Genomic DNA, 25,115 nt, shown 5'->3' on the forward strand with positions numbered 1-25,115 from the left:
GTCGTTCGTCTGCGGCTCCGTCGTGGCTCGTCGCGCCCACGCGGCGGAGCCGCACATTCACCGCAGCCTCGCGCCCCTTGGGGGCGTTGCCCAACCGCCCCGTCCAGGACCCGCTACTCGCCCTTCGCCGACGTCAGGCCCTGGGTGCGGCCGATGACCTGCACCTTCCCCGAGCCCTTCGGGTCCAGTGCCACCTCGTTGGAGACGATCTCCATCGTGAGTGACTGCTTGATCTCGCCCGTCGTCAGCGCCTCCACGCCCTTGCCCGGCGAGGGGATGTTGGTGCCCGCGTAGGCCGTCTGCTTCTCGTAGTAGCGCGTGGTGAAGAACACCAGCGCGCCGCCGTCCGTGGTGCGCAGCGCCAGCGGGGCGTAGTCGCCCTCGGTCAGCGGCTCGTCGATGAACTGGCTGACCCGGCCCGGCCGCTTGGCGTCCTTCTCCCGGTCGGCACGCCACTCGCTGGTGTGGCGACCGGGCGCGAAGGCACCCGTGCCGTCCTTGAGGTAGCCGGCGTACGCCTTGCTCAAGCCCTCCGGCGGCACGGCCAGTTCGGTCGAGTTCGCGGGGACGGCCTCGGCCCAGCCGTCCTTGTCGGTCTTGAACCTCGGCACGTCGCCGGGGGCCACCAGCGTCAGATACGTCGCTTCCCACGGCTCCGCCAGGCCGCCCCGGGTGAACACGAAGATCCAGCGCGCGCTGCCGTACTTGTTGGCGGCCGCGTCGGCGACGAACCAGCGTGGCCAGCCCGCCTTCTTCGGGATCGTGTACTTGACGTCCGACAGCTTCAGCGGGGTGTGCGACGCGTTGCCGCTGGGGCTGATCGCCTTGCCCGCCTTCAGCCGGGCGCTGTCGATGTCGCTCAGGGCGCCGGTGACGTGGTCGGCGTCCAGGGAGCTGTCGTACGCCTTGTCCGCCTTGTTGTACGCGGCCGTGAACTGCTGGAGCGCCTTGGCGGCCTCCGCCCTGGTGGCCGAGGGGAGGATCTCCCGCTCCCCGTGGACCACCACGCAACCGCTCGCCGTCAACGACAAAGCGGTCACGGATGCCGCTATCAGTGCGCTCCGGTCAAGCCTGCGGAGCTTTCGAGGGCCGCGTTCCCTGCTCATCAGGTGCCTTCACCTTCCCCTTCCCGGAGGCGAACCCTACCGGGGCCAGGAACAGTGCGAGCGTCGGGATCAGGTACAGCAGCCACACCGTGACCTGGAGGACGGTCGGATCGGGCTGGAAGTTGAAGACACCCTTCAGCAGGGTGCCGTACCAACTCGACGGATCGACGGTGTCGCTGATGTCGAAGGCCAGCGTCTTCAGGCCCGGTACCCAGCGGGCTTCCTGCAGATCGTGGAAGCCGTACGCCAGCACGCCCGCCGCCACGACGACCAGCATGCCGCCGGTCCAGGTGAAGAATTTGGAGAGGTTGATGCGCAGGGCGCCCCGGTAGAACAGCCAGCCCAGCACGATCGCCGTGGCGATGCCGAGGGCGACGCCGACCAGCGGGCGCGGGCTGCCGTCACCGGCCGCGCGCACCGACGCCCACACGAACAGGGCCGTCTCCAGGCCCTCCCGGCCCACTGCCAGGAACGCGGTCGCCACCAGCGCGCCCGTGCCCATCTGCAGGGCCGCGTCCAGTTTGCCGTGCAGCTCGGCCTTCAGATGCCGGGCGGTGCGCCGCATCCAGAAGACCATCCACGTCACCAGGCCGACGGCGAGGATCGACAGGGACCCGCCGAGTGCCTCCTGCGCCTCGAACGTCAGCTCCTGCGAGCCGAATTCGAGCGCGCAGCCGAAGCCGAGCGCGAGGGCGAGGGCGACGCCGATACCGATCCAGATGGGTTTGAGGGCGTCCCTGCGGTCCGTCTTCACCAGATAGGCGATGAGGATGCAGACGACGAGCGACGCCTCCAGACCCTCGCGCAGCCCGATCAGATAGTTGGAGAACACGGGCCCCTACGCCTCCTTCCCGAACAGCGTCCGGCCCCACCAGTCGTCCTTGTCGCGGACGCCGGGCGGGACCGCGAAGAGCGCCGAACCCACGTGCTGGATGTACTCGTTGAGCGAGTCGATGGCCAGGTTGCGCTGGATCCGGATGAACCCGGTGCGCGGGTCGCGCTGGTAGGCCAGGAAGAACAGGCCCGCGTCCAGCCGGCCCAGGCCGTCGGTGCCGTCGGTGAAGGAGTAGCCGCGGCGCAGGATCGTCGCCCCGTCGTTGGACTCGGGGTGCGCGAGCCGGACGTGCGCGTCGGGCAGCATCGCCTTCAGGAACGGCTTGTCGCGCTCCTTGGCCTTGCCGACCGGGGCGCCCTCGCCCTTGTCGCGGCCGATGATGTCCTCCTGCTCCTGCAGGGAGGTGCGGTCCCAGGTCTCGATGTGCATCCGGATGCGCCGGGCGACGAGGTAGGAGCCGCCGGCCATCCACTCCGGCCCGTCCTTCTCGCCGACCCACACGAACTTCTTCAGCCGGTCGGTCTCGGTCCCCGCGATGTTGCGGGTGCCGTCCTTGAAGCCCATGAGGTTGCGCGGGGTCTGCTCCTCGGGGGTGGTGGAGGAGGTCTTCCCGAAGCCGAGCTGGGACCACTTGATGACGACCTTGCCGAAGCCGATGCGCGCCAGGTTGCGGATCGCGTGCACGGCGACCTGCGGGTCGTCCGCGCAGGCCTGGACGCACAGGTCGCCGCCGCTGCGGTTCTTGTCGAGGTTGTCGCCGGAGAAGTGCGGCAGCTCGACGAGGGCCTCGGGCCGCTGCTCGGCGAGGTCGAACTTCTCGAACAGCGACGGGCCGAACCCGATGGTGAGCGTTAGCCGCGACGGCTTCAGCCCCAGCGCCTCACCGGTGTCGTCCGGCGGCGCCTCGGCCAGACCGCCGTACGCGCCCTCGCCGACCGCGTGCCCGGCGGTCATCCGGCGTGCGGCGGCCGTCCAGTCCTTCAGCATCTGCACGAACTCGGCGCGGTCGTCGGTCTTCACGTCGAACGCGGCGAAGTGCAGCCGGTCCTGCACCGGGGTGGCGATGCCCGCCTGCTTCTCGCCGTGGAAGGGGATCGCGGCGCCCGTCTCGGCGGCGGCCGGATCCACGTCGTTGCCCGTACGGGTCATCGCCACGGCACCGCCGGCCGCGACGGCACCGAGCGCGAGCCCGGCACCTCCCCAGCCGATCAGTGCACGACGGGAGGTGGTTCCCTCAGTCGATTCCGTTGATTCCGTCATGGCCCAGCCCCTACTTCACGACGACGGCGGCGGCGAGCTTGGACAGCGGCTCCGCGAGGGAGTTGACACCGTCCGACAGCTCCTTGCGGTCGGCGTCGCCGACCTTGTCGTACGAGGTGAAGACGTACGACGACTTGTCCGCCCGGTACTTGTCGAGCAGCGTGTTCAGCGCGGCGAACTGCTTGTCGAGCTCGGTGACCAGCGCGGGGTCGTTCTCCTTGGCGACCGTCTTGAGCAGCTCGTACGACTTCTGCGCGCCCTCGACGTTGGCCTTGAAGTCGACCAGGTCGGTGTGCGAGTAGCGCTCCTCCTCGCCGGTGACCTTGCCGGTGGCGACCTCGTCGAGCAGCTCCTTGGCGCCGTTGGCCATGGTGGTCGGGTTGATCTCGGCCTTGCCGACCCGCTTCTGCCAGTCCTTGAGGTCGGTGATCAGCTGGTCGGCGAGCTTCTTGTCGCGGTCGGTGAGCTTCTTGTTCTTCCAGAGCGACCGCTCCAGGTAGTGCCAGCCGGTCCAGTCCTTCTCCAGTTCCTGGCCCGGCTTCAGGCCGTCCTCGCGCAGGTCGACCTTCGGGTCGATGTCGCCGAACGACTCGGCGACCGGCTCGGTGCGCTCCCAGCCGATACGGGAGGTGGCGTAGGCCTTCTTGGCGGCCTCGATGTCACCGTCCTTGACGGCCTTGGCGAACGCCTCCGCCTTCGGCAGCGTCTCGTCGGCCTGGGTCTGCGCGTACTCGCGGTAGGCGGCGACGGCCTTGTCCAGCCGCGGGTCGCGCTTGGCGGCCGAGCCCTTGCCGGTGGCCTTGACGGCCTGCCGGATGCCGTCGCCCTTCATGCCGGGCTTGCAGGCGATCGTGTAGTCGCCGGCCTTCACCTCGGCGGTGACGGTCTGCTTGGTGCCGGGGCCTATGTTCTCGCGCTCGGTGACGATGCGGTCGTCCGGGAAGAGGACGTAGACCTCGGTGACCTTGGACCCCTTGTTCTCGATGGCGAGTTCGACGTGCCCGGCCGGGAACTCCTTCTTCGACACCTCGCACTTGTCGTCCGTGGAGGTCACGTTGACGACCCGGTCACCGTCCGCGGAACTGCCCTTCTCGGTGCATCCCGTGACGGCGGTCAGCGCCGCCACGGCGGCGATGGCGGTGGTGACGGAGAGTCTGGCGGCGCGCATGAAGGCTCCAGGAGGTGGCCGGAAAGTGTGCGTGACGGGCCTCACATCTAGGAAGGTGAGGCTCGCCTAACGGAGATAAGGATTACCTAAGTGGCCAAAATTGATCCCATAGAAAGGTCAAAGGAACGTCAAAGATTGCGTCGAGGGGCCGCCAGCAGTGCTCGCGTTCGAGGATGCGAAAGCACTTCGACGGGCTGGTCGTAGACCTCCGACAGGAGCCGCTCGGAGAAGACCTCGGCGGGCGGCCCGTCCGCCGCGACCTTTCCGGCGCACAGAATCGCGACCTGGTGCGCGTACGCCGCCGCGAGCCCCAGGTCGTGCAGTACGGCGACGACGGCGTCCCCGGCCCGCGCCCGCTCCCGGCACACCCGCAGCACCAGCTCCTGGTGCCGGAGGTCCAGCGCCGACGTTCCAGAGCACCGACTCGGCGACTCGGTCGAGTTCGGTGCCGCCGAGGCCGGCGCGGTGTTGGAGGGAGGTGAGGACGTCGCCGACCGGTACCGGGTAGGCGCCGGTGCCCGCGGCGACCGGGACGAGGACGAGCAGGGCGACGAGCAGGCCGGCGCTCAGCGGCAGGCTGGTGCTGTGGCGTCTGGACGATGGGCCGTCCAGGGCGGTGGCCTCGGGGGTGGGCTTCTCCAGTACGGTCACGCGCAAAACTTAGGTTAGCCTTACCTTCGCTTGCTGCCGGTCATCGCGTCCGTCGCCCCGGAGGACCCCCATGCCCTCACAGGTGCCCTTCGCCTCCCTCTCCCTCGGCGGGATCGGCATCGGCGGCGACGGCGGTGTCCCGATCCTGCCCATCGCCCTCACGGCCCTCGCCGTACTGCTGACGTCCGGCGTCGGCACCCTGGTCCTGCGCGGCCACCGCGATGACGGCGCGACGCCGGACACGGCCCACGACGAAGACCGACCCGAAGTCTGATCCCGTGACTACGTAAGACTGTCCCCGTGCACAGGGGACACAGGGGACACAGAGAACTGCTGGGGCCGGGACGGCTCGTGCTCACCGCACAGGGCCGTCCGGATCCGCCGCCGCTGCGCTTCGAGACGGCGGGCGACGGCCGGATCCTGCTGCGGCAGGGGGAGCGGCCCCTGCTGCTGGGCCGTTCGGTGGGCGAGGGCTGTTGCCCGGAGCTGTATCTGCACCGCCTCGACGGCTACCGCTCGCCGTTGCCGCCGCTGCGCTCGACGACCATGCGCTCGTCCGTCGACTGGACGCACCAGTACGCCCGTTGGCTGGAGCAGTCGGATGGGACCCCCTTGCGGGACGGGCGCTGGGAGCTGGCCCGCCGCACCCGCTTCCCGCCAGGCATCTGGACCGACGACTTCGTACGGGACTGGCCGGGCGGCCGACTGGAGCTGTCGTGTGGCGGCGGCTGGCACGGAGTCCTCCCCCTGCGCCCGCTCTCGCCCCCGGACGCCGGGCGGGTGAAGGCGTACCGCAAACACGCCCGCGAGGGCACCCTCGCGCCCGTCCTGCTGTGGTGGGTGACCTTCCTCGACGGCTGGGTCGTCCTCGACGGCCACGACCGGGCGGTGGCGGCACTGGCGGAGGAGCGGACACCGGAGTGCGTGGAGCTGAGCCAGGTGCCCGACGAGGAGGACTGGCGGCGGGGGGTCGCAGGGGTGACCGAGGGGCACGAGCACCGCATGCGACAACTGGAGGCTCTCCCCGACGATCCGGCCACGGAACGCCAACGGGCCGCCATGGAAAGGGCGTACGCCGAAACGATCGCCTCGCTGCCCTACGGTGTGCCTCCCTCGCGCTTCCTTCCGCTCCCCGGCGGCGCCCCCGCCTGGGACGACCTCGCCGCTCGGGTGATGTTTCAATTTCCCCGTGACTGACTACGACGTCCTCCGCGTCTTCTGCGGCCCCAAGGGCGGCTACGGCAACGAACTCGGTGTCGTCCGGGACGGCTCGGTGGTTCCCGAGCGCAGTGACCGGCAGGCGATGGCGGCGAAGTTCGGCTTCAGCGAGACCGTGTTCGTAGACGATCCCGAGCGCGGGGTCATCGACATCTACACGCCCTCCGTGCGGCTGCCGTTCGCCGGCTACCCCTGTGTCGGTACGGCCTGGCTGCTCGACGTGCCCGAACTGGTCACCCCGGCCGGAGTGGTGGGCGCGCGGCTGGACGGGGAGTTCAGCTGGATCGAGGCGCGGGCGGAGTGGGCGCCGCCGCGCACCCTGCGGCAGTACGCGACCGCCGCCGAGGTGGAGGAGCTCGCGGTACCCCCGGCCGGTGAGTGGATCTACGCCTGGGCGTGGGAGGACGAGGCCGCCGGACGTGTCCGTGCCCGTGGCTTCCCCGGCCGGGGTGACGGCGTCGAGGAGGACGAGGCGACCGGTGCGGCGGCCATCCAGCTCACCCACAAGCTGGGCCGCGCCCTCAACATCACGCAGGGCTCCGGCTCGCAGCTCCTCACCGCCCCGCAGCCCGGGGACTGGGTCGAACTCGGCGGCCGGGTCGTCCTGGAGCAGTGAGCGCCCCTGGGGCGCAGGGGCGCGGGGGGCGCGGGCACCCTGTCGTTCAGGCGCTCAGTGGGAACTCCTCGCCCAGTGCCCTGAACACCGCCGTGTTCAGGGCGAACGCCCTCTTGCACTCGGTCACGATCCGCTGCTTCTCCAGGTCGTCCGCGCGGACCCCGTCCAGCAGTTCGCGGTAACCCCGCTTGAACGCCGCCGGGTTGGAGATCTCCTCGAAGACGTAGAAACGGACGCCGTCTCCCTTGCGGGCGAAGCCCCAGGTCTTCTCCGCCTTGTCGCGGATGATCTGACCGCCGGAGAGGTCGCCGAGGTAGCGGGTGTAGTGGTGGGCGATGTAGCCGGCAGGCCAGTCTCGGGCGCACTCCCGCACCCGGTCCGCGTAGGCCCGAGTGGCCGGCAGCGCGGACACGCCTGTTCGCCAGTCCGGACCCCGCAGATGCGCCAGGTCCCGCTCCAGTGACGTCAGCCGGAACAGCTCCGGCTGGATGAAGGGGCCGGTCACCGGGTCCGACGCCAGCCGCTCGGTGCCGGTCTCCAGGGCCTCGTACACGAACCACAGCTGCTCGGTGTAGCGCGCGTACGCGTCGACGCCGAGCCGTCCGCCGAGCAGGTCGCTCATGAACGTGGAGGTCTCGGCCTCCACGTGCTGTTCATGGGACGCGGTGCGGATGAGTGTCGAGAAGGACTCCATGGGCCACATCCTCTAAGGTAAGGCTTACCTAAGTCAATAGCTTGCCGACACCCTGTCGGTAAAAGCGTACAAGAGAAAGCCCGCCTTGGCAGGGCGGGCTCGGTGATCGATGATCAGGGCAGTGTGAGGATCTCCGTCCCCGTCTCCGTCACCACCAGCGTGTGCTCGAACTGGGCCGTCCGCTTCCGGTCCTTCGTGACGACCGTCCAGCCGTCGTCCCACATGTCGTACTCGTGTGTGCCCAGCGTCAGCATCGGCTCGATCGTGAACGTCATCCCGGGCTGGATCACTGTCGTCGCGTGCGGGCTGTCGTAGTGCGGGATGATCAGGCCCGAGTGGAACGACGAGTTGATGCCGTGGCCGGTGAAGTCGCGGACCACGCCGTAGCCGAAGCGTTTGGCGTACGACTCGATCACGCGGCCGATGACATTGATCTGGCGGCCCGGCTTGACCGCCTTGATCGCGCGGTTCAGGGACTCGCGGGTGCGCTCCACCAGCAGGCGGCTCTCCTCGTCCACGTCGCCCACCAGGTACGTGGCGTTGTTGTCGCCGTGCACCCCGCCGATGTACGCCGTCACGTCGAGGTTGATGATGTCGCCGTCGCGCAGCACCGTGGAGTCGGGGATCCCGTGGCAGATCACCTCGTTGACGCTCGTGCACAGCGACTTGGGGAAGTTGCGGTATCCGAGCGTCGAGGGGTAGGCGCCGTGGTCGCACATGTACTCGTGCGCCACCTTGTCCAGCTCGTCCGTCGTCACACCGGGCGCGATCAGCTTCGCGGCCTCCGCCATCGCCCGCGCGGCGATCCGCCCGGCGACACGCATCGCCTCGACGGTCTCCGGGGTCTGCACCTCCGGACCCGTGTACGGCGTCGGCGCGGGCTTGCCGACATACTCGGGGCGACGGATGTTTCCGGGCACGGAACGGGTGGGGGACAGTTCCCCGGGCACGAGCAGCGACTGGCCAGACATGCAGCGAGTCTAACCAGCGGCCATGGGGGAACATGACGGTGGCGAGAGGAGCCGGTCATGGCCTTGTTCAAGAAGCGCACGGTGGGGAAGCCGGGGGAGTGGTACTACTGCCTCGTCCACAAGAAGGTCGAGGAGGGCCCGGAGTGCCCGGCCAAGGACCGCTTCGGGCCGTACGCCACCCGCGAGGAGGCCCAGCAGGCGATGGACCTGGCGCGGGAGCGGAACCTGGAGTGGGAGAACGACCCCAGGTGGCACGACGCCCCGACGGGCCCGGCGGACGAGAGCTGATCAGCTCTCCGCCGGTGATGCCGCCGGAGACGCCGCAGGTGAGGGCGCGGGGGCGGCAGCGGCCGATGTCGCCGCCCGCTGTTCCCGCACCCGTACCGCGTGCTCGTTCGTGCGCGCGTCGTACGACATCAGCTTCGGCAGACACAGCGCCAGCAGCCCCACCGCGCCCACGCACACCAGCCCGCCCGACCAGATCGACGTCCTGACGCCCTTCCAGGCGGCGACGCCACCCGTGTAGGTCTGGCCGAGCTGCGGGCCCACCGAGTACGAGAGCAACTCGATCCCGGCGAGCCGGCCGCGCAGCTCGTCCGGGATCGTCTGGTTCCACATCACCCCGCGGAAGAGGCCGCTGACCATGTCGGCGGCGCCGCCCAGGGTCAGGAACAGCAGCACCAGCCAGACGTTTCCCGAGACGCCGGCGGCGGCGATCGCCACGCCCCACAGCGCCGCCGACAGCACGACGGCCCGCCCGTGCCGGTGCACCCGCGAGGTCCAGCCGCTGGTCAGACTCACCAGCATCGCCCCGGCCGGGACGGCGGCGTACATCAGGCCCAGCGACCAAGGAGCATCCAACTCGTCGGCGAGGAACGGCAGTACGGCGAGCGGCAGCGCGAACAGCATCGCCACGATGTCGATGACATACGTGCCGAGCAGCTCCTTGCGGCTCCAGGCGTACCGGGCGCCCTCGGCGATGGCCTTGAGCGACGGCTTCGCGGCCTCGTGGGACGCGGGGGAGGGGGCGATGCCGAGCGTGAGCAGCACGGAGGCGGCGAAGGTCAGCAGGTCCGCGCCGTATGCCCAGCCGAGCCCCGCGTACGCGACGACCACACCGGCCAGGGCCGGGCCCGCCACACCGCCGGCCTGCCAGCGCAGCGCGTTCAGCGAGGCGGCGGCCGGGAGATGGTCGTGGGCCACGATCCGGGGCCACAGGGCGTCCAGGGCGGGGCGCTGCACCGAGACCAGCGCGGACGACAGGGCGGCGACGGCGTACAGCGGCCAGAGGGCGGGGCTCGGCAGCAGCGCGTTGACCAGCAGCGCCGCGCTCAGCAGGCCCTGCCCGACCTCCGTCCACAGGATCAGCTTCCGCTTGTCGAGGGCGTCGGCGAGCGCGCCCCCGTACAGCCCGAAGACGATCAGCGGCACCAGCTCCACGGCCCCGATCGCCCCCACCGCCGCCGCGGACCCGGTGAGCTCCTTGATCTGCACGGGCAGCGCGACGAACGTCAGAAAGCTCCCGAAGTACGAGATCAACCCCGCCAGCCACAGCTTCCGGAAGTCGGCGGAGGCGCGCCAAGGGGTGAGGTCGGGGAGTACGGCACGCAGACGGGAGCGCGACGCCGGGGTGGGGGGATCGTCGGTCACGAGGGGCCATGCTCGGGTGGGCGGGTACTGGAGGCAAACGGTTTTGCGGGCTCGGGTACCGAATGGGACGGCGCGCTACGAGACGGGCTCGCTACCAGCGGGCAGGCGGCGGTGCCGTCAGCGATTCGGCCAGGCGGGCCAGGCGGTCGCGCAGGCGTCGGCGTCCCCTCGGACAGGGCAGCGCGTTCTCGCCGGCCGCCGCGCTCACCAGGTGCTGCACGGTGTCCAGGTCCAGCTCCGCCCCCTCCGGCACGGCCAGCGTCTCGTGCGCCATGGCCGTCAGCTCCCCCTCCCCGGGGCCGAGCGCCAGCACCGTCGCCCCGGCCTGCCGCGCGTCGTGCACCCGTTCCAGAAGCGGTGCTCCCGGCCCTCCCGGCGACACCACCAGCAGCGTCTCCCCGCGCCGCGCCGCCGCCAACCGCCCGAGGCCGACCGCCAGATGCGCCGGATCCGAGGCGCGCGCGTCGTGCCGTACGAGTGTCGGGGCCAGCTCCGGCATCCCGGACCACGCGGCCTCGTCCACCAGATGGGCCGCCAGATGCCACGGCTCGTACTCCCGCGTGCCGACCAGCAGCAGCCCGCCCCCGTGCGCCACCGCCGACGCCCGCAGCGTCCCCGCGAACCGCCGTGTGGCCCCCAGCCACTCGGTCCCGGCGAGTACTTCGCGCAGCAACGCGACCCGTACGGCATCCATGCGACCGCATCCTGCCGCAACCGACCGTTCGTGACCGGGAGTTCACCACGAATTCGCCCAACCTGGGCAGACCGATTCGTTATCCGCGCAACCACCCGCACAACTGTCCGAAGTCGTTCGCACAGTCGTCCGTACGGCCGCCCGTACGCGGTCGCGGCGACCGGCCCGAGGAGCCCTGATGACAGTGACCAGCGTCCCCTTCCGCGCCGGCCGCGAGGGCTATGCGAGCTTCCGTATCCCGGCCGTCGTCGCCACCGCCACCGGTACGCTCCTCGCCTTCTGCGAGGGCCGGGTCGACTCCGCCGCCGACCACGGGCACATCGACATCGTGCTGAAGCGCTCGACGGACGGCGGCCGCACCTGGAGCCCCCTCCGGGTCGCCGCCGACAACAACTGGCACCTCGCCGGCAACCCCGCCCCCGTCGTCCTCGACACCGGCCGCATCCTGCTCGTCTACATCCGCAACCACGCCACCGCCACCGAGGACGGCATCCTGCGCGGTGAGGTCGGCGACGCCGACGGCCGCCGGATCTGGGTGCGGTACAGCGACGACGACGGCGTCACCTGGTCCAGCTCGAAGGAGATCACCGCGCAGGTCAAGCGGGCGGACTGGCGGTGGTACGCCACCACGCCCGGCCATGCGATCCAGCTGGGCACCGGCCGGGTCGTCGTCCCCGCCAACCACACCATCCCGCCCACCGGCACCGACATCGGCACCGAGGCCAGATACAACAGCGGCCACTGTCTGCTCAGCGACGACCGGGGCGCGACCTGGCGCATCGGGTACATCGACGAGAACACCGACGGCTACATCAACGTCAACGAGACCACCGCCGCCGAACTCCCGGACGGCCGCGTCTACTTCAACACCCGCAACGACTCCGTGTCCCCCGGCAACCGCGCCGACGCCTGCTCGCAGGACGGCGGCGAGACGCTGGTGAAGCCCTTCCGCCCGCAGGCGGGCCTCGTCGCCCCCGTCTGCCAGGCCAGTGTGCTGCAGCTCCGCGATCCCGACGTGCTGCTCTTCTCCGGCCCCGCCGACCCCGTCGCCCGCGCCCTGATGACCATCCGCGCCTCCACCGACCACGGCGTCACCTGGCGGCCCGCGCACACCGTGGACGGACTGCCCGCCGCGTACTCGGACCTGGTCCGCATCGACGCCGGCACGGTCGGACTCCTCTACGAGACCGGCGACTTCGGTCCGTACGAGAGCATCACCTTCCGACGGGTGCCCGTGACGGAGCTCACCTGACCCATCGGGGCGCGCGCGGCGGACGTAAAGTCGGGCCATGACCTCTACCGACAGTGCACAGCAGCCCACCGACGCCCCCGCGAAGGCCCCGGCCAAGGACCCCTGGGACCTTCCCGATGTCTCCGGGCTCGTCGTCGGCGTGCTCGGTGGGACCGGGCCGCAGGGCAAGGGCCTGGCCTACCGGCTCGCCCGGGCCGGCCAGAAGGTGATCATCGGCTCGCGGGCCGCCGAGCGTGCGCAGGCCGCCGCCGAGGAACTCGGGCACGGTGTCGAGGGAGCCGACAACGCCGAGTGCGCGCGGCGCAGCGACATCGTGATCGTCGCCGTGCCGTGGGAGGGTCACGGCAAGACGCTGGAGTCCCTGCGCGAGGACCTGGTCGGCAAGCTGGTCGTCGACTGCGTCAACCCGCTCGGCTTCGACAAGAAGGGCGCCTACGCGCTCAAGCCGGAGGAGGGCAGCGCCGCCGAGCAGGCCGCCGCCCTGCTGCCTCAGTCGCGGGTGACGGCCGCCTTCCACCATCTGTCGGCGGTACTGCTCCAGGACCCGGAGATCGAGGAGATCGACACGGACGTCATGGTGCTGGGCGAGGTCCGCGCCGACGTCGAGATCGTCCAGGCGCTCGCCGGCCGTATCCCCGGCATGCGCGGCATCTTCTCCGGGCGGCTGCGCAACGCCCACCAGGTGGAGTCGCTGGTCGCGAACCTGATCTCGGTGAACCGCCGCTACAAGGCACACGCCGGGCTCCGCGTCACGGACGTATGAGAGAGCCTGTCCGCAAGCCCCCGCCTGCGCTGTGACGCCCGGCACGCGCCCCCCAGAGGGGGGACCCCAGCCGTGTTGCCGAACCGCCCACGTGGCTCCTCCCCCACGCTCGAACCGCGCTTCGCACGGCTCGCGCGGGGGCACCCCCATCGAGGGCGCTCCGGCGCCTTGCGATCGCACGCTCCCCCACCCTCGAACCGCGCTTCGCACGGCTCGGGCGGGAGGTACCCCCACGACGCCGCAGCGCCCGCCCTTGGGGCGGACGACGGGGGCTTGCGGACGGGCTCTCAGGGGATGGGGGACACTGGTCGTCATAGCAGTGTCCCCCGAAGGAGCCGACTGAAATGCCCCGCCTTGGTCTCTATGCCCTGATCGTCTGTGTGCTCGCCGTGGCCGCGGCCGTCGTCTCCTTCTCGCAGGGCAGCTGGCTCGGGGTCGTCTGGGTGCTGCTGGCGGGGCTGTCGTCCAACATGACCTGGTACTACCTCAAGCGCGCCAAGGACACCCGAGGGGGCTCCGCCGCCGGCTGACGTCCGTCCGGCGTCCGTTACGAGCTGATCGAGCAGAGCTCGTTGGAGTCCCGCCAGAAGCGGAACAGGTCGTAGCCGCAGTAGGTGTCGAAGTCGCTGATGCCGAGGCCGCGCAGCATGGCGTCGATCATGTCGAAGAACACGCTGTTGATCTCCGGCACCCACAGCAGCGCGAACACGAACAGCAGGCCGAACGGCGCGAACGGCTCCACCTGGCGCTTGACGCTCCGCGACAGCCAGGGCTCGATGACGCCGTAGCCGTCCAGACCCGGGACCGGCAGGAAGTTCAGGATCGCGGCCGTGACCTGGAGCAGCGCCAGGAAGGCGAGCGCGAACCGGAAGTCCCGGGGCACGTCGTCGAGCGCGTCCAGCCAGAACGGCGCCGTGCACACGACGGCGAACAGGACGTTGGTCAGGGGACCCGCCGCCGAGATCAGACTGTGCCGCCAGCGGCCCTTGATCCGCCCGTGCTCGATGAAGACGGCACCGCCGGGGAGACCGATGCCGCCCATGATCACGAAGACGACGGGGAGCACGATGCTGAGCAGCGCGTGCGTGTACTTCAGCGGGTTGAGCGTGAGATAGCCCTTCGCGCCGACCGAGATGTCACCGCTGTGCAGGGCGGTACGCGCGTGCGCGTACTCGTGCAGACACAGGGAGACGATCCAGGCGGCGGTCACGAACAGGAACACGGCCAGGCCCGGTTGCTCGGCGAACCCGGTCCAGGTGGCCCAGCCCGTCACCGCCGTGACGGCCAGGATCCCGAGGAAGACGGGACTGATCCGCCGCTCGCTGCGGCGGGTGAGGGCGGTGGTCATGAAGGGGGGCTCCTGAGGTGACGGGTAGGGCGATGGCCGTGCACTGCCGTGCTGTCACAGCCCTCGCAAGTCTGGACCGTGTCCCCCGGGACTGTCATCCTAGGCGTCGTTGATCTTCTTGGCCTTGGCCACCCGCTGGTCGATGTTCTCGCGCACATCGACGAGGGTTTTCCGGTACTCCTTCACGACGTCATTCTGGTATTGCTCGGTCAGATGGCCGGCGACTCCCAGGTAGTTCACCTTCTGCTGGCAGAGGGCGTCCTGGTGCGCGAGCCCGCGTTCCCGCTCGGACGGGGCTCCGGAGGCCGTCGGGGCCATTTCCGAGGCCGCGGTCCGCGCGTCCGAGGGTGTCGGGTACGGATGACCGGCTTTTCGCATGCACGAAGCCCAGGACGAGACCATGGACCGATAGCGAGGGTCGCTTTCCACCTTCTCGGACGCCCGGGACTTCAGGTCCAGTATCAGGTTCAGGATCTCGGTCGACGAGGTGACCTTGTGATCACCGTTGATGCGGGGCCGCATCGTGTTCGCCATGAGCCGGGAATCGGATTCTCCGAGGCAACCGGTGCGGGCCACCGTATGGCCCCGGTAGCTGCGCAGAGCCTGTTCCTTTGGCGTGTTGGCCCAGCCGTTCATCACCGCGTCGATGGTCTGGCGCTCGCTCGCCGTCATGGCGTGACGCGTGGTGTTCTTGCCGGTTGCCGACGGCGCCGATACCCCTTCGCTGGGCGCCCGGTATCCGTACCGGGTTGCGTCGCGCTCGGTGAGGTGGAGGGGTACGGGATTCCGGATCATCTCGGTGGTGGGGTCGACCAGATCGGTCTGTGGCGGCAGTCCGTAGCGGTTCATGCACTGGGCCGCCAGCTTGGTTCGGGCTTCGAGGATGATGGAATCCTCTTCAGAGGTCTGGAAGTACCTGTTTATCGGTGCGTTGACCTCGTTGAGCGAGGAGAGTCGTGGAATCTCGGGCCCCGGATCCGACCCCTGCCCGTCGTCAGGAGCGGAGCATCCATAAATGGCGGCGCAAGAAAAGAAGACGACCGCGGCTATTCCGGAGCGTATACGCCGGCTCATCTGCTCGGTTCCCTCCTTTGCCTGTTCTGGGCAGGGGCCCGCCCGCTGTGCCGGTGCGGGCCCCTGCTCGGCACGTCGGCCGTTACGAGATGGCGGACTTGAGGTCGGAGCACGACTTCAAGTTGTTGTGCTTGTCCACCGTGCAGGCGCGGTAACGGAGGGGCAGGTTTTCGCTCAGGTCGTACTTGACCGGTACGCCCGTGTTGTTGCCCTTCTTGTTGACGGCGAAGTTCGGGCACGGCGGGTTGAGGCCGCCGCAGGGCGTCATCACGGCCCACACCGCGGCGGTGGAGTAGCCGTCCTTCTTCCAGTCGCCGACCCAGAACGTGTCACGGTTCGACTGGAACCATGCGGAGGCCGAACCGTTGGGGTTCTTGACCAAAGGGCCGTCCTGGCCGGCGGAGGCGGTGCCGGCGCCGAAGGCGAGCGTGGCTGCGGTGGCGACTCCGACGAACGCGAAACTGGCCTTGCGGAGAGTGCTGAGCATTTCATCTCCCTTGTCCATTTGTGCCGTCGGGGACGGATCGCCCAGACGGCATCTGGGAATGCAGACGCTGGCTTTCCCGGCGATCGAAGCCATCAGGTCGATTCGCGCAGAAAAGAGCGGTCTTTTGATCGAGGTGGAATACCTCATGGCGCAGGGGTGCGCCGCAATACAGGCAGCGCGACAGAACACCGATGGTGTGCCCGTGCGTAAAGGCTGACGCGATGATTGGTCAGATGGTGACGCAGTGGCGTCTTGGCCGGTCATTGGCATGAGTGGTCAGCTCATGCGACCGCGCCCTTCCCCGTTTCCCCCTTGGAATGTCGAGCGGTGCTGACGAGATCAATTATGCGCGATTTCGATTCGGTGATCAATGGTAATTAGCTCAGAAGTAGCTCAGATTCCAGTGGTGCGATTGTGAATCGGTCAATCTGCTCAAAGCATGGATATGGTGTTTTGCAGGCGAACGCCGGTCCTGTCCGCATGTTCGGGGACAGGACCGGCGGCTTCGAGGTCATCGTCGGGAGGCTGCTCAGTCGGCGGCGTTGAATCTGCGGAGAGCGACCGGAGCCGCCACCGCTGTGATGGCCGCGGTCCAGAACAACGTCATCCACAGATCGAACGTGACCGGCCCGCTCGTCATCAGGCCCCGGGCCGCGTCGGCCAGGTTGGACAGCGGGTTGTAGTCGGTGAACGTCTGCAACCAGCCCGGCATGGAGTTCGGGGGCGCGAAGATCGACGAGCCGAACTGCAAGGGCATCAGGATCAGAAAGCCCATCCCCTGGACCGACTGGGCGCTCTTCAACGTCACCCCGAGCAGCAGGAACACCCACATGAGGGACGAGCCGAACGCGATGGACAGACTCACAGCGGCGAACAGACCGGGCCAGTTGGTGATGTCGAAGCCGACGAGAACGCCGACCACGAGCAGGATCGCTGTGGCGAACAGCATCCGCAGCAGCTCGACCGCGATCTTGGCCAGCAGCACTGAGCCACGGCCGATGGGCAGTGAGCGGAAGCGGTCCATGACGCCGCTGTTGAAGTCCTGGTTGAAGCCCGTTCCGATTCCTTGGGACATGGTCATGCTCGTCATGGCAAGCAGGCCGGGCACGACGTACTGCACGTAGTCCCCCTGGTCGCCGCCGAGCGCCTGCCCGATCGAGCCGCCGAAGACGTACACGAACAGCAGGGTGAAGACGATCGGCATCAGGATGGCGTCGAACATCGACTCCGGGTCCTGCCGGATCCACAGGAGGTTGCGGCGCATCAGTGCGCCGGTGTGCCGCAGATGTGCCCGCAGCGGAATACGGGCGTCGGAGACGGTGGCAGTGGCGGCGGCGCTCATACGGCGACCTCCTCGCGGTCGTCGGTGGGCAGGGCATCCTGCGGGGCACTGGCGCGGTGGCCCGTGAGGGACAGGAACACCTCGTCCAGGCTGGGCAGTTCGGTGGTGATGGAGGCGAGCGTGATGCCGAGCGCGGTGATGGCGCCGACGATGGCGGTGAGCTGCTCGTCGCTGAGGACCGGGACGAGCAGCGTGCCGGTCTCGGTGTCCACGGTGGTGGTGGCGAGCCCGGTGATGCCGAGCTCGTCCAGGTACCCGGCGAGCGGCCGCAGTTGCAGGGCGTCGGTCGGCCGGACGCGCAGGGTGCGCCCGCCGACCTTGGCCTTGAGCTCCTCGATGCCGCCGCCCGCGATGACCTTGCCCCGGTCCACGACGGTCAGTTCGGAGGCGAGCTGCTCGGCCTCCTCCATGTACTGGGTGGTCAGCAGCACGGTCACGCCGTCCCCGACCATGGCCTTGACCTCGTCCCACACCTCGTTGCGGGTCCGCGGGTCGAGCCCCGTGGTCGGCTCGTCGAGGAACAGCACCTTGGGCCGCCCGATCATCGAGGCGGCCAGGTCGAGCCGCCGCCGCATACCGCCGGAGTAGGTGCCGGCCGGCCGCTTGGCGGCCTCGGTCAGCGAGAACCGCTCCAGCAGTGCGTCGGCACGCGCGCGTGCCTCCTTGCGGGGCAGGTCCAGGAGCCGCCCGATCAGATACAGGTTCTCCCAGCCGGGGAGCTTCTCGTCGACCGAGGCGTACTGCCCGGTCAGCCCGATCACCCGGCGCAGCTGCCGGGGCTGGCGCAGCACGTCGTAACCGGCGACGGTGGCCTCACCGGCGTCCGGCGCGAGCAGCGTGGACAGGATCCGCACCAGGGTGGTCTTCCCGGCGCCGTTCGGCCCGAGCACGCCCATGACGGTGCCCTCGCGCACCATGAGGTCAACACCGTCCAGAGCCTTGGTCTCGCCGTAGTGCTTGACCAACCCCCGCACGGACACGGCGCTGCTCACGCCGCCGGGGTTCTTGTCGATTCGCGTCATGCCGACGACGGTGTCAGGGAGTACCGACAAACGGCCGACAGATCGCCGACATGGCCTACACGGCGCCGACAGTGGCGGTTCGGCCGCGCCCCGAAGGGGCACGGGGCTGCTGTCGATCTGCGGCTACCGCCGTGTGAGCGCGACCAGCCACGACGGGCCCGCAGGTGATCGACGGCCGATCGCGGCTCTGCCCGCGGAGCGCTCAGGCCCGCGTCACTGGCCCACCCGTCCGTCGACGCACTCGCGCAGCAGGTCGGCGTGGCCGCAGTGCCGGGCGTACTCCTCGATCCGGTGCACCAGCAGCTCCCGGACCGCGAACCCCTCCTTGCCCAGCCGCTCGCCCAGATCCGGGTGCCTGGCCAGCGCGGCGTCGGTCGCGGCCTGCTCGCGCTCCAGATCGGCGTACGCGGCGTCGACCACGGACTGCTCGGCGACGGCTCCCAGGAAGTCCCCGTCGGGATCGCCGTACAGCTTCGGCAGCGGCTCGCCCTCGGTGATCCAGTTGCGCCAGTCCCGTTCCACCTCGGCGAGGTGCCGGACCAGGCCGAGCAGCGACATCGTCGAGGGCGGCACCGACCGGCGGGCCAGTTGCTCCGCGTCCAGGCCCTCGCACTTCATCCGCAGGGTGATGCGGTAGTTCGTGAGGAAGTCCAGCAGCGTCCCGAGCTCGCCGTCCGGACTGACTCCGTCGTTGTTGCGGGGGTCGTCGTCCGGGTCGACCCACATGTCGGGGTAGGTGGTCGCGCGGCTCCATCGTGCGGGTTCGTCAGTCATGCGGACCATGCTGCTGCGGGAGGAGCGGGGCCCGCCATCGAGTTTCGGCCCGGGCAAGGGCACGCCCCGCCGACGGGGGAAGATCGGCGGGGCGCTCGGTGCCGCAGTGGTTCAGGGGCGTCGGCCCGGTGGTGGTCGTCAGTGGACGGAGTGCTCCTCCTGCGGGAACGTTCCGCCGACCACATCCTCCGCGAACGCCTTCGCCGCGCTGCCCATGACCTCGCGCAGGTCGGCGTACTGCTTGACGAACTTGGGGACGCGGCCGCCGGTCAGACCCAGCATGTCCGTCCAGACCAGGACCTGTGCGTCCGTCTCCGGTCCGGCGCCGATGCCGACCGTCGGGATGTGCAGGACCCGCGTCACCTCGGCCGCCAGCTCGGCCGGCACCAGCTCCAGGACGACCGCGAACGCGCCCGCGTCCTGGACCGCCTTCGCGTCCCGCAGCAGCTGCGCGGCCGCCTCCTCGCCGCGGCCCTGGACGCGGTAGCCCATGGCGTTGACGGACTGGGGGGTCAGGCCGATGTGGGCCATCACCGGGATGCCGGACTCGACCAGCAGCCGGATCTGGTCGTACGAGCGCTCGCCGCCCTCCAGCTTCACCGCGCCGACCCCGGCCTCCTTGACCATCCGGGTCGCCGAGCGCAGCGCCTGCACCGGGCCCTCCTGGTAGGAGCCGAAGGGCAGGTCGCCGACGATCAGGGCGCGCGAGGTGCCCCGTACGACGGCGGCCGACAGCATGGTCATCTCGTCGAGCGTGACGGGCACGGTGCTCTCGTACCCGAGGTGACAGTTGCCCGCGGAGTCCCCGACGAGCATGACCGGGATGCCGGCCTCGTCGAACACGGACGCGGTCATCGCGTCGTACGCGGTGAGCATGGGCCACTTCTCGCCGCGTTCCTTGGCGAGGGCGATGTCCCGGACAGTGATGCGGCGGGTGCCCTTCCCTCCGTACAGCGCCTTGCTGCCGTCGGAGGTCTTCGCCTGAGGCGTCTGGGCAGCCGAAAGCTGCGTCATTGCAACGGCTCCTTCTTGTCATCTCGAAGCGCCCTGACGGCGTCCCCGGATCTCCTCCATGGTGGCACTTCGTGCCGACCAGAGCCAGGCCCCCCTATGTGAGTTCCGCCCCGCAGGGGTGCCACGTAAGGTCTCGGTAAAAACTTACGATACGAGACGGTGCCGTATCGAAACTCGCCTAGGCTCGACGACATGACTTCTCCCGCCCCTGACACCGGCCCCCGGATACCCGAGGCCGTGCACCGGCGCCGCTGGGCGATCCTCGGCGTGCTGATGCTCAGCCTGCTGATCGTCGTCCTCGACAACTCGATCCTGAACGTCGCCATCAAGACCATCTCGACCCCCGCGCCGACCGGCCTCGGCGCCACCCAGAGTGAGCTGGAGTGGGCGATCAACGCCTACACCCTCGTCTTCGCCGGCCTCCTGTTCAGCGCCGGTCTCCTCGGTGACCGGCTCGGCCGCAAGAAGGTCCTGCTCGGCGGGCTCACCGTGTTCGGCATCGGCTCCGCGCTCGCCGCGTTCTCCGGCTCGCCCGGCGAACTCATCGCCTTCCGCGCGGTGATGGGCCTCGGTGCCGCCTTCGTCATGCCGGCCACCCTCGCCGTCCTCATGAACGTCTTCGAGCGCGACGAGCAGCCCAAGGCCATCGGCATCTGGGCCGGCGGCGTCGGACTCGCCATCGCCATCGGGCCCATCACGGGCGGTGTGCTGCTCGACCACTTCTGGTGGGGGTCCGTCTTCCTCATCAACGTGCCGATCGTGCTGCTCGCGCTCGCGCTGATGCTGTGGCTCGTGCCCGACTCCCGAGACCCGAACCCGGGGCGGATCGACCCGATCGGGGTCGTGCTCTCCGTCGTCGGACTCGTCCTGCTGGTCTACGGCATCATCAAGGGCGGTCAGCTCGCCGACTTCACCGACCCGACGGTGCTCGCGACGATCGCCGCCGGTCTCGCCGTCCTGGCCGGGTTCGTCGTCTTCGAGAAGCGCAGCGACCATCCGTCCATCGACGTCACGTACTTCAGGAACAAGGTCTTCTCGGCCGCCGTCGGCGTCATCGCGCTGGTCTTCTTCGCCCTCATGGGCGTGACCTTCTTCTCGGTCTTCTACACCCAGAGCGTGCGCGGCTACTCGCCCCTGCAGACCGGTCTGCTGATGCTGCCGCTCGCCGCCGCCCAGATGATCTTCGCGCCGCGCGCCCGGCTCCTGGTCGACCGGTTCGGCAACCGGGCCACGACCACCGGCGCCATGCTGCTCATCGCCGCCACCCTGGCCGCGTTCGCGACGTTCGAGACGGACACGCCGATCTGGCTCCTGGAGGTCGTGTTCTTCCTGATGGGCGCCGCGATGGCACACATCATGACCCCGATCAGCGTGGTCATCATGCAGGCCCTGCCCCGTGAGAAGGCCGGCGCCGCGTCCGCGCTCAGCAACACCTTCCGCCAGGTCGGCGGCGCCCTCGGCATCGCCGTACTGGGCTCGGTCCTGTCGACCGCCTACCGCAGCGGCATCGAGGACCGGCTCACGGTGCTGCCGGAAGGCGTACGGCACACCGCGGGCGAGTCCGTCGAGGCCACCCTCGGTGTCGCCGCCAGGCTCGGACAGCAGGGCGAGGCCCTCGTCCGTCCGGCCCACGACGCCTTCCTGCACGCCATGCATGTGACGGCGTTGTGGGGAGCGGGCGTCGCGGTGCTCGGCGCGGTGGTGGTGGCGCTGTTCCTGCCGGGGCGGCCGACGGAGCCTCAGGAGGGAGAGCCGGAGCGGGAGTTGGCGGCCACGGAGTAGGACGAGGACACGCGCCGCCGTTGTCCTCGCACACGACGGCGCCGTACCCGGGGGAGAATCAGCCCAGCCCACGGAAAGGACCGAACCCAGTGAGCCTCGCCGACAGCCAGCCCCGGCCGGACGGCCCCACCCGGGGCCGCCCCCGCAGCGAGGCCGTGGAGCGGTCCATCATCGAGGGCGTCATGAAGCTGCTGGAGGAAGGCGTACCGCTCGCGGAGCTCTCCATCGAGCGCATCGCTCGCACGGCCGGCGTCGGCAAAGCCACCATCTACCGTCGCTGGAGCGGCAAGGAGGAGCTCTTCATCGACGTCGTACGCACCGCGGAACCGCCGGACCCCGAACTCCCGGGCACCTCGCTGCGGGACGACCTCGTGGCGTTCCTGGAGCAGATGCGCCAGCGAGGGCTGATGACCCGCTCGTCGGCCCTGCTGCGCAGCGTCTTCGCCCAGGTGAAGAGCAGTCCGAAGCTCTGGGACGCCTACCACACGATCGTCGTCGAGCCGCGCCGCAGAAAGCAGGTCGCGCTGCTGCTGCGCGCGCAGGAGAACGGCGAACTGCGCGCCGACATCGACGCCGAGTTGATGAACGACCTGTTCATAGGGCCGATGCTGATGCGCACCGTGATGCGCGCGGACACCGTGATGCGCGCGGACGGTGACCTCCCGGAGGGACTGTCGGAGCAGATCGTCGACGCCGTCCTCGAAGGTCTACGACCCGTCAGTTCGCGCACCCCGTAGATCGCATGTGCGCGTTTCGTCACAGAGCGCGCTTTCCCCTGCCGTGACCGGAACTCGGGAAGGCGACTTGTACGTCCTCGCCCCCGTACGGCCGTCATGGGACGGCGGGATCGGAACCGATCATCCCCTAGGGTTTCTGTGGGCGCGGGGGGACGACGGTGTGCACGGCAGGTAGTGAGGCGACGGTATGGCGCAGCAGGCGTACGTGACGGAGACGGACAACGGCGGCTCGGGGCCCGAGCGCCAGGGATCCGGGCTTCGGCGCCTGAAGAACCGCCTGAAGGGCCTGGTGGCCGGCTGGCGAGGTGATCCCGGTATCTGGCGGCGGGGCGTCGTACTGGCCGCCCTCGCGGTGATCCTCGCGCTGGTGATGCTGTTGCACGCGCAGATCCCGAACGCGGTCGGCAACCTCGGCAGCCTCATCGAGACGTTCCTGCCCTGGCTGGGGCTGCTCGTCCCGCTGCTGCTCGTGCTGGGCCTGGTCCGCAGGTCCGCGACCGCGCTGATCGCCGTGCTGCTCCCGGCGATCGTGTGGCTGAACCTCTTCGGCGGCCTCCTCGTCGACCGGAGCGGCGCCGGCGGCGACCTCACGGTGGCCACGCACAACGTCAACGCGGACAACACCGACCCGTCCGGCACCGCCCGGGACGTGGCCGCGTCCGGCGCGGACGTGGTGGCCCTGGAGGAGCTGACGGCCACCGCCGTGCCCATGTACGAGAAGGCGCTGGCGTCGACGTACAAGTACCACTCGGTGCAGGGCACCGTCGGGCTGTGGAGCAAGTACCCGCTGACCGGGGTCAAGCCCGTCGACATCAAGCTGGGCTGGACTCGCGCCATGCGGGCCGTGGTGACGGCGCCTGCCGGGCAGGTCGCGGTGTACGTCGCCCACCTGCCGTCGGTGCGGGTGAAGGTGGAGGCCGGGTTCACCGCCAGGCAGCGCGACAAGAGCGCCGACGCGCTGGGCGAGGCCATCGCCGACGAGCCGCAGCAGCGGGTGGTCCTGCTCGGCGACCTGAACGGCACGATGAACGACCGCGCGCTCAACGCGGTGACCGCCCAGATGCGCTCCACGCAGGGCGCGGCGGGCAGCGGGTTCGGGTTCAGCTGGCCGGCCTCGTTCCCGATGGCGCGGATCGACCAGATCATGGTGAAGGGCGTCGAGCCGGAGAGCTCGTGGACGCTGCCCCAGACGGGCAGTGACCACCTTCCGGTGGCCGCCCGTGTGAAGGTCGACACGTCCTCGTAACCCGAGGAATACCGGGGGCGAGCCCTTTTGTTCCCAAGCTGAACATAAGCTTCGTACGGAACACCCGCTCCCCCCCCGAAAGGTACGGCTCTCTTCATGCCCCTGGCCCTGCTCGCCCTCGCCGTGGGCGCCTTCGGCATCGGTACCACCGAGTTCGTGATGATGGGCCTGCTGCCCGAAGTCGCGGACGACCTGCACATATCCATCCCCACCGCCGGACACCTGGTCTCCGCGTACGCGCTCGGCGTCGTCATCGGCGCCCCGCTGCTGGCGGCCGTGACCGCCCGTATGCCGCGCCGTACGGTCCTGATCGCGCTGATGGCGCTGTTCGTGGCGGGCAACGCGGCGTCGGCGCTCGCGCCGGACCACTCCTGGCTCCTCGTGGCCCGCTTCGTGTCCGGCCTGCCGCACGGTGCCTTCTTCGGCGTCGGCGCGGTCGTCGCCACGGGCATGGTCGCGCCGGAACGCAAGGCCCGGTCGGTGTCGCTGATGTTCCTCGGCCTGACCGTCGCGAACATCGCGGGCGTGCCGGTCGCCACGCTCATGGGGCAGCACCTGGGGTGGCGGGCGACCTTCCTGGGCGTCAGCGCGATCGGCCTGGCCGCGATCGCCTCGCTCGCGCTGCTGATCCCGCGCGACAGGGTGCCGGCGCCGTCCGCCGGACTGCGGGGCGAGCTGGCCGCGCTGAGGTCCCTGCCGGTGTGGCTCGCCCTGGCTACGACGGTCGCGGGCTTCGGCGCGCTGTTCGCCGCGTACAGCTACGTCACACCGATGCTGACCGACGCCGCCGGGTACGCCGACGCCAGCGTGACGGTGCTGCTGGCGCTGTTCGGGGTGGGAGCGACCATCGGCAACCTGCTGGGCGGGCGGCTGGCGGACCATGCGATGCGCAAGACGCTGTTCGGGGGCCTGCTCTCCCTGGTCGCGGTCCTGGCGCTGTTCCCGCTGCTGATGTCCACGGCGTGGAGCGCGGCCCTGGCGGTGACCCTGCTCGGCATGGCGGCGTTCGTGACCGGCTCCCCGCTCAACCTGATGGTGATGGAGAAGGCGTCCTCGGCCCCGTCCCTGGCCTCCTCGGCCAACCAGGCCGCCTTCAACCTCGCCAACGCCGGCGGCGCCTGGATCGGCGGCCTGGCCCTCGCGGCCGGCTTCGGCGTGACGTCCCCGGCACTGGCGGGCGCGGTCCTGGCCGCGCTGGGCCTGGGCGTCGCGGGCGCCGCATACGCGGTGGACCGCCGCCGCGTCGCCGCACCGCGGCCCGGCCGGGAGCGGGTCGTCGCCGGGCACGTTCCCCGGCAGGAGGAGACGGTGCGGTCCTGAGACCAGATCCGGGGCCCGTGCCGAAGGCTTCACGACTGCTACGACGAGGGGGGGGGGGGGGGGGGGGGGGGGGGCGCGCGGGGGGGGGGGG

27 protein-coding genes and 2 pseudogenes are annotated in these 25,115 nt (G+C 69.9%); 12 read left to right on the forward strand and 17 right to left on the reverse strand.

Features of this window, described 5'->3' with window-relative positions:
- Nucleotides 1-113: 113 nt before the first annotated feature.
- The 6 genes and pseudogenes from POF73_RS15620 to POF73_RS15645 form a co-directional block, all read right to left on the reverse strand.
- Nucleotides 114-1,106, reverse strand: a complete 993-nt coding sequence (locus POF73_RS15620; protein ID WP_272115364.1) for a hypothetical protein — start codon at nucleotides 1,104-1,106, stop codon at nucleotides 114-116.
- Nucleotides 1,066-1,938 carry an iron uptake transporter permease EfeU gene (gene efeU, locus POF73_RS15625; RefSeq protein WP_272115365.1) on the reverse strand — a complete coding sequence of 291 codons (873 nt, stop codon included), beginning with the start codon at nucleotides 1,936-1,938 and terminating at the stop codon, nucleotides 1,066-1,068. Before efeU ends, POF73_RS15620 begins: the two co-directional genes overlap by 41 nt.
- Before the next feature lie 6 nt (nucleotides 1,939-1,944).
- A complete protein-coding gene (efeB, locus tag POF73_RS15630; protein WP_272115366.1) occupies nucleotides 1,945-3,201 on the reverse strand; it encodes an iron uptake transporter deferrochelatase/peroxidase subunit in 1,257 nt (418 codons plus the stop codon).
- A 10-nt stretch (nucleotides 3,202-3,211) separates the two neighbouring features.
- On the reverse strand, nucleotides 3,212-4,369 hold the full coding sequence (gene efeO / locus POF73_RS15635) for an iron uptake system protein EfeO (RefSeq protein ID WP_272115367.1): 1,158 nt from the start codon (nucleotides 4,367-4,369) through the stop codon (nucleotides 3,212-3,214).
- Nucleotides 4,370-4,497: 128 nt separating this feature from the next.
- Nucleotides 4,498-4,779, reverse strand: a pseudogene (locus POF73_RS15640) (hemin ABC transporter ATP-binding protein); the annotation flags it as partial.
- A pseudogene (locus POF73_RS15645) lies at nucleotides 4,775-4,981 on the reverse strand (iron ABC transporter permease); the annotation flags it as partial. The pseudogenes POF73_RS15645 and POF73_RS15640, both read right to left, overlap by 5 nt.
- Before the next feature lie 109 nt (nucleotides 4,982-5,090).
- On the opposite strand from POF73_RS15645, the gene POF73_RS15650 reads away from it, so the two are divergent.
- The 3 genes from POF73_RS15650 (at nucleotide 5,091) to POF73_RS15660 (ending at nucleotide 6,854) form a co-directional block, all read left to right on the forward strand.
- Nucleotides 5,091-5,294: a hypothetical protein gene (locus POF73_RS15650; protein ID WP_272115368.1), complete on the forward strand. Its 204-nt coding sequence runs from the start codon at nucleotides 5,091-5,093 to the stop codon at nucleotides 5,292-5,294.
- 77 nt (nucleotides 5,295-5,371) lie between these two features.
- Nucleotides 5,372-6,217 (forward strand): hypothetical protein, encoded by an 846-nt coding sequence (locus tag POF73_RS15655; RefSeq protein WP_272115369.1) that lies wholly within the window; start codon nucleotides 5,372-5,374, stop codon nucleotides 6,215-6,217.
- Nucleotides 6,210-6,854 carry a PhzF family phenazine biosynthesis protein gene (locus POF73_RS15660; protein WP_272115370.1) on the forward strand — a complete coding sequence of 215 codons (645 nt, stop codon included), beginning with the start codon at nucleotides 6,210-6,212 and terminating at the stop codon, nucleotides 6,852-6,854. The genes POF73_RS15655 and POF73_RS15660 overlap by 8 nt, the downstream gene beginning before the upstream one ends.
- A gap of 46 nt (nucleotides 6,855-6,900) precedes the next feature.
- Here the strand turns inward: POF73_RS15660 and POF73_RS15665 are convergent, their stop codons facing one another.
- Both POF73_RS15665 and map read right to left on the reverse strand, forming a co-directional pair.
- Nucleotides 6,901-7,548 carry a biliverdin-producing heme oxygenase gene (locus POF73_RS15665; protein WP_272115371.1) on the reverse strand — a complete coding sequence of 216 codons (648 nt, stop codon included), beginning with the start codon at nucleotides 7,546-7,548 and terminating at the stop codon, nucleotides 6,901-6,903.
- 113 nt (nucleotides 7,549-7,661) lie between these two features.
- A complete protein-coding gene (gene map, locus POF73_RS15670; RefSeq protein WP_126391806.1) occupies nucleotides 7,662-8,519 on the reverse strand; it encodes a type I methionyl aminopeptidase in 858 nt (285 codons plus the stop codon).
- A 57-nt stretch (nucleotides 8,520-8,576) separates the two neighbouring features.
- Here map and POF73_RS15675 point away from each other — a divergent pair, with 57 nt between their 5' ends.
- Nucleotides 8,577-8,807 carry a hypothetical protein gene (locus POF73_RS15675; protein ID WP_272115372.1) on the forward strand — a complete coding sequence of 77 codons (231 nt, stop codon included), beginning with the start codon at nucleotides 8,577-8,579 and terminating at the stop codon, nucleotides 8,805-8,807.
- Here the strand turns inward: POF73_RS15675 and POF73_RS15680 are convergent, their stop codons facing one another.
- Together POF73_RS15680 and POF73_RS15685 are read right to left on the reverse strand one after the other, a co-directional pair.
- On the reverse strand, nucleotides 8,808-10,169 hold the full coding sequence (locus tag POF73_RS15680) for an MFS transporter (RefSeq protein WP_272115373.1): 1,362 nt from the start codon (nucleotides 10,167-10,169) through the stop codon (nucleotides 8,808-8,810).
- A 91-nt stretch (nucleotides 10,170-10,260) separates the two neighbouring features.
- Nucleotides 10,261-10,863 carry a hypothetical protein gene (locus POF73_RS15685; RefSeq protein ID WP_272115374.1) on the reverse strand — a complete coding sequence of 201 codons (603 nt, stop codon included), beginning with the start codon at nucleotides 10,861-10,863 and terminating at the stop codon, nucleotides 10,261-10,263.
- Nucleotides 10,864-11,041: 178 nt separating this feature from the next.
- On the opposite strand from POF73_RS15685, the gene POF73_RS15690 reads away from it, so the two are divergent.
- From POF73_RS15690 to POF73_RS15700, 3 genes are all read left to right on the forward strand, one after another.
- The gene (locus POF73_RS15690; RefSeq protein ID WP_272115375.1) at nucleotides 11,042-12,115 is read left to right on the forward strand and encodes a sialidase family protein; all 1,074 of its coding nucleotides are present in this window, start codon (nucleotides 11,042-11,044) and stop codon (nucleotides 12,113-12,115) included.
- Nucleotides 12,116-12,152: 37 nt separating this feature from the next.
- On the forward strand, nucleotides 12,153-12,878 hold the full coding sequence (gene npdG, locus POF73_RS15695) for an NADPH-dependent F420 reductase (RefSeq protein WP_272115376.1): 726 nt from the start codon (nucleotides 12,153-12,155) through the stop codon (nucleotides 12,876-12,878).
- 344 nt (nucleotides 12,879-13,222) lie between these two features.
- Nucleotides 13,223-13,408 (forward strand): hypothetical protein, encoded by a 186-nt coding sequence (locus POF73_RS15700; protein WP_272115377.1) that lies wholly within the window; start codon nucleotides 13,223-13,225, stop codon nucleotides 13,406-13,408.
- Nucleotides 13,409-13,425: 17 nt separating this feature from the next.
- Here POF73_RS15700 and POF73_RS15705 read toward each other — a convergent pair whose 3' ends face one another.
- The 3 genes from POF73_RS15705 to POF73_RS15715 all read right to left on the reverse strand — a co-directional run bounded on the left by POF73_RS15705 (nucleotide 13,426) and on the right by POF73_RS15715 (nucleotide 15,787).
- Nucleotides 13,426-14,226 (reverse strand): site-2 protease family protein, encoded by an 801-nt coding sequence (locus POF73_RS15705; RefSeq protein ID WP_272115378.1) that lies wholly within the window; start codon nucleotides 14,224-14,226, stop codon nucleotides 13,426-13,428.
- 99 nt (nucleotides 14,227-14,325) lie between these two features.
- Nucleotides 14,326-15,300, reverse strand: coding sequence for a hypothetical protein (locus POF73_RS15710; RefSeq protein ID WP_272115379.1), 975 nt, complete (start codon nucleotides 15,298-15,300; stop codon nucleotides 14,326-14,328).
- Nucleotides 15,301-15,382: 82 nt separating this feature from the next.
- Nucleotides 15,383-15,787, reverse strand: a complete 405-nt coding sequence (locus tag POF73_RS15715; protein WP_272115380.1) for a hypothetical protein — start codon at nucleotides 15,785-15,787, stop codon at nucleotides 15,383-15,385.
- A gap of 58 nt (nucleotides 15,788-15,845) precedes the next feature.
- Here POF73_RS15715 and POF73_RS15720 point away from each other — a divergent pair, with 58 nt between their 5' ends.
- Nucleotides 15,846-16,004, forward strand: a complete 159-nt coding sequence (locus tag POF73_RS15720) for a hypothetical protein (RefSeq protein ID WP_272115381.1) — start codon at nucleotides 15,846-15,848, stop codon at nucleotides 16,002-16,004.
- Nucleotides 16,005-16,316: 312 nt separating this feature from the next.
- Here the strand turns inward: POF73_RS15720 and POF73_RS15725 are convergent, their stop codons facing one another.
- The 4 genes from POF73_RS15725 to panB form a co-directional block, all read right to left on the reverse strand.
- Nucleotides 16,317-17,129, reverse strand: a complete 813-nt coding sequence (locus POF73_RS15725; protein WP_272115382.1) for an ABC transporter permease — start codon at nucleotides 17,127-17,129, stop codon at nucleotides 16,317-16,319.
- The gene (locus POF73_RS15730; protein WP_272115383.1) at nucleotides 17,126-18,151 is read right to left on the reverse strand and encodes an ATP-binding cassette domain-containing protein; all 1,026 of its coding nucleotides are present in this window, start codon (nucleotides 18,149-18,151) and stop codon (nucleotides 17,126-17,128) included. Before POF73_RS15730 ends, POF73_RS15725 begins: the two co-directional genes overlap by 4 nt.
- 213 nt (nucleotides 18,152-18,364) lie before the next feature.
- Nucleotides 18,365-18,934 carry a DinB family protein gene (locus POF73_RS15735; protein WP_272115384.1) on the reverse strand — a complete coding sequence of 190 codons (570 nt, stop codon included), beginning with the start codon at nucleotides 18,932-18,934 and terminating at the stop codon, nucleotides 18,365-18,367.
- Nucleotides 18,935-19,063: 129 nt separating this feature from the next.
- Nucleotides 19,064-19,939, reverse strand: a complete 876-nt coding sequence (gene panB / locus POF73_RS15740) for a 3-methyl-2-oxobutanoate hydroxymethyltransferase (RefSeq protein WP_272115385.1) — start codon at nucleotides 19,937-19,939, stop codon at nucleotides 19,064-19,066.
- Between the two features lie 192 nt (nucleotides 19,940-20,131).
- Between panB and POF73_RS15745 the strand changes: the two genes are divergently transcribed.
- The 4 genes from POF73_RS15745 (at nucleotide 20,132) to POF73_RS15760 (ending at nucleotide 25,024) form a co-directional block, all read left to right on the forward strand.
- On the forward strand, nucleotides 20,132-21,721 hold the full coding sequence (locus POF73_RS15745; RefSeq protein ID WP_272115386.1) for an MFS transporter: 1,590 nt from the start codon (nucleotides 20,132-20,134) through the stop codon (nucleotides 21,719-21,721).
- 89 nt (nucleotides 21,722-21,810) lie between these two features.
- Entirely contained in the window at nucleotides 21,811-22,458 is a 648-nt protein-coding gene (locus POF73_RS15750; protein ID WP_272115387.1) for a TetR/AcrR family transcriptional regulator, read from the forward strand.
- A gap of 187 nt (nucleotides 22,459-22,645) precedes the next feature.
- Nucleotides 22,646-23,704, forward strand: a complete 1,059-nt coding sequence (locus tag POF73_RS15755) for an endonuclease/exonuclease/phosphatase family protein (protein WP_272115388.1) — start codon at nucleotides 22,646-22,648, stop codon at nucleotides 23,702-23,704.
- 96 nt (nucleotides 23,705-23,800) lie between these two features.
- A complete protein-coding gene (locus tag POF73_RS15760; protein ID WP_272115389.1) occupies nucleotides 23,801-25,024 on the forward strand; it encodes an MFS transporter in 1,224 nt (407 codons plus the stop codon).
- Nucleotides 25,025-25,115 lie beyond the last annotated feature (91 nt).

Origin of the sequence: Streptomyces sp. HD, from assembly GCF_028369295.1 — a bacterium.
Lineage (GTDB): Bacteria > Actinomycetota > Actinomycetes > Streptomycetales > Streptomycetaceae > Streptomyces.

Bases quoted from the DNA above. Each gene is read 5' to 3' on its own strand.
- POF73_RS15755 (WP_272115388.1), top strand. From the start codon at position 22,646: ATGGCGCAGCAGGCGTACGTGACGGAGACGGACAACGGCGGCTCGGGG.
- POF73_RS15620 (WP_272115364.1), bottom strand. From the start codon at position 1,106: ATGAGCAGGGAACGCGGCCCTCGAAAGCTCCGCAGGCTTGACCGGAGC.
- POF73_RS15725 (WP_272115382.1), bottom strand. From the start codon at position 17,129: ATGAGCGCCGCCGCCACTGCCACCGTCTCCGACGCCCGTATTCCGCTG.
- POF73_RS15760 (WP_272115389.1), top strand. From the start codon at position 23,801: ATGCCCCTGGCCCTGCTCGCCCTCGCCGTGGGCGCCTTCGGCATCGGT.
- POF73_RS15665 (WP_272115371.1), bottom strand. From the start codon at position 7,548: ATGGAGTCCTTCTCGACACTCATCCGCACCGCGTCCCATGAACAGCAC.
- efeO (WP_272115367.1), bottom strand. From the start codon at position 4,369: ATGCGCGCCGCCAGACTCTCCGTCACCACCGCCATCGCCGCCGTGGCG.
- panB (WP_272115385.1), bottom strand. From the start codon at position 19,939: ATGACGCAGCTTTCGGCTGCCCAGACGCCTCAGGCGAAGACCTCCGAC.
- POF73_RS15730 (WP_272115383.1), bottom strand. From the start codon at position 18,151: ATGACGCGAATCGACAAGAACCCCGGCGGCGTGAGCAGCGCCGTGTCC.
- POF73_RS15720 (WP_272115381.1), top strand. From the start codon at position 15,846: ATGCAGACGCTGGCTTTCCCGGCGATCGAAGCCATCAGGTCGATTCGC.
- POF73_RS15690 (WP_272115375.1), top strand. From the start codon at position 11,042: ATGACAGTGACCAGCGTCCCCTTCCGCGCCGGCCGCGAGGGCTATGCG.
- POF73_RS15705 (WP_272115378.1), bottom strand. From the start codon at position 14,226: ATGACCACCGCCCTCACCCGCCGCAGCGAGCGGCGGATCAGTCCCGTC.
- POF73_RS15735 (WP_272115384.1), bottom strand. From the start codon at position 18,934: ATGGTCCGCATGACTGACGAACCCGCACGATGGAGCCGCGCGACCACC.
- efeB (WP_272115366.1), bottom strand. From the start codon at position 3,201: ATGACGGAATCAACGGAATCGACTGAGGGAACCACCTCCCGTCGTGCA.
- map (WP_126391806.1), bottom strand. From the start codon at position 8,519: ATGTCTGGCCAGTCGCTGCTCGTGCCCGGGGAACTGTCCCCCACCCGT.
- POF73_RS15700 (WP_272115377.1), top strand. From the start codon at position 13,223: ATGCCCCGCCTTGGTCTCTATGCCCTGATCGTCTGTGTGCTCGCCGTG.
- POF73_RS15710 (WP_272115379.1), bottom strand. From the start codon at position 15,300: ATGAGCCGGCGTATACGCTCCGGAATAGCCGCGGTCGTCTTCTTTTCT.
- POF73_RS15715 (WP_272115380.1), bottom strand. From the start codon at position 15,787: ATGCTCAGCACTCTCCGCAAGGCCAGTTTCGCGTTCGTCGGAGTCGCC.
- npdG (WP_272115376.1), top strand. From the start codon at position 12,153: ATGACCTCTACCGACAGTGCACAGCAGCCCACCGACGCCCCCGCGAAG.
- POF73_RS15675 (WP_272115372.1), top strand. From the start codon at position 8,577: ATGGCCTTGTTCAAGAAGCGCACGGTGGGGAAGCCGGGGGAGTGGTAC.
- POF73_RS15650 (WP_272115368.1), top strand. From the start codon at position 5,091: ATGCCCTCACAGGTGCCCTTCGCCTCCCTCTCCCTCGGCGGGATCGGC.
- POF73_RS15685 (WP_272115374.1), bottom strand. From the start codon at position 10,863: ATGGATGCCGTACGGGTCGCGTTGCTGCGCGAAGTACTCGCCGGGACC.
- POF73_RS15745 (WP_272115386.1), top strand. From the start codon at position 20,132: ATGACTTCTCCCGCCCCTGACACCGGCCCCCGGATACCCGAGGCCGTG.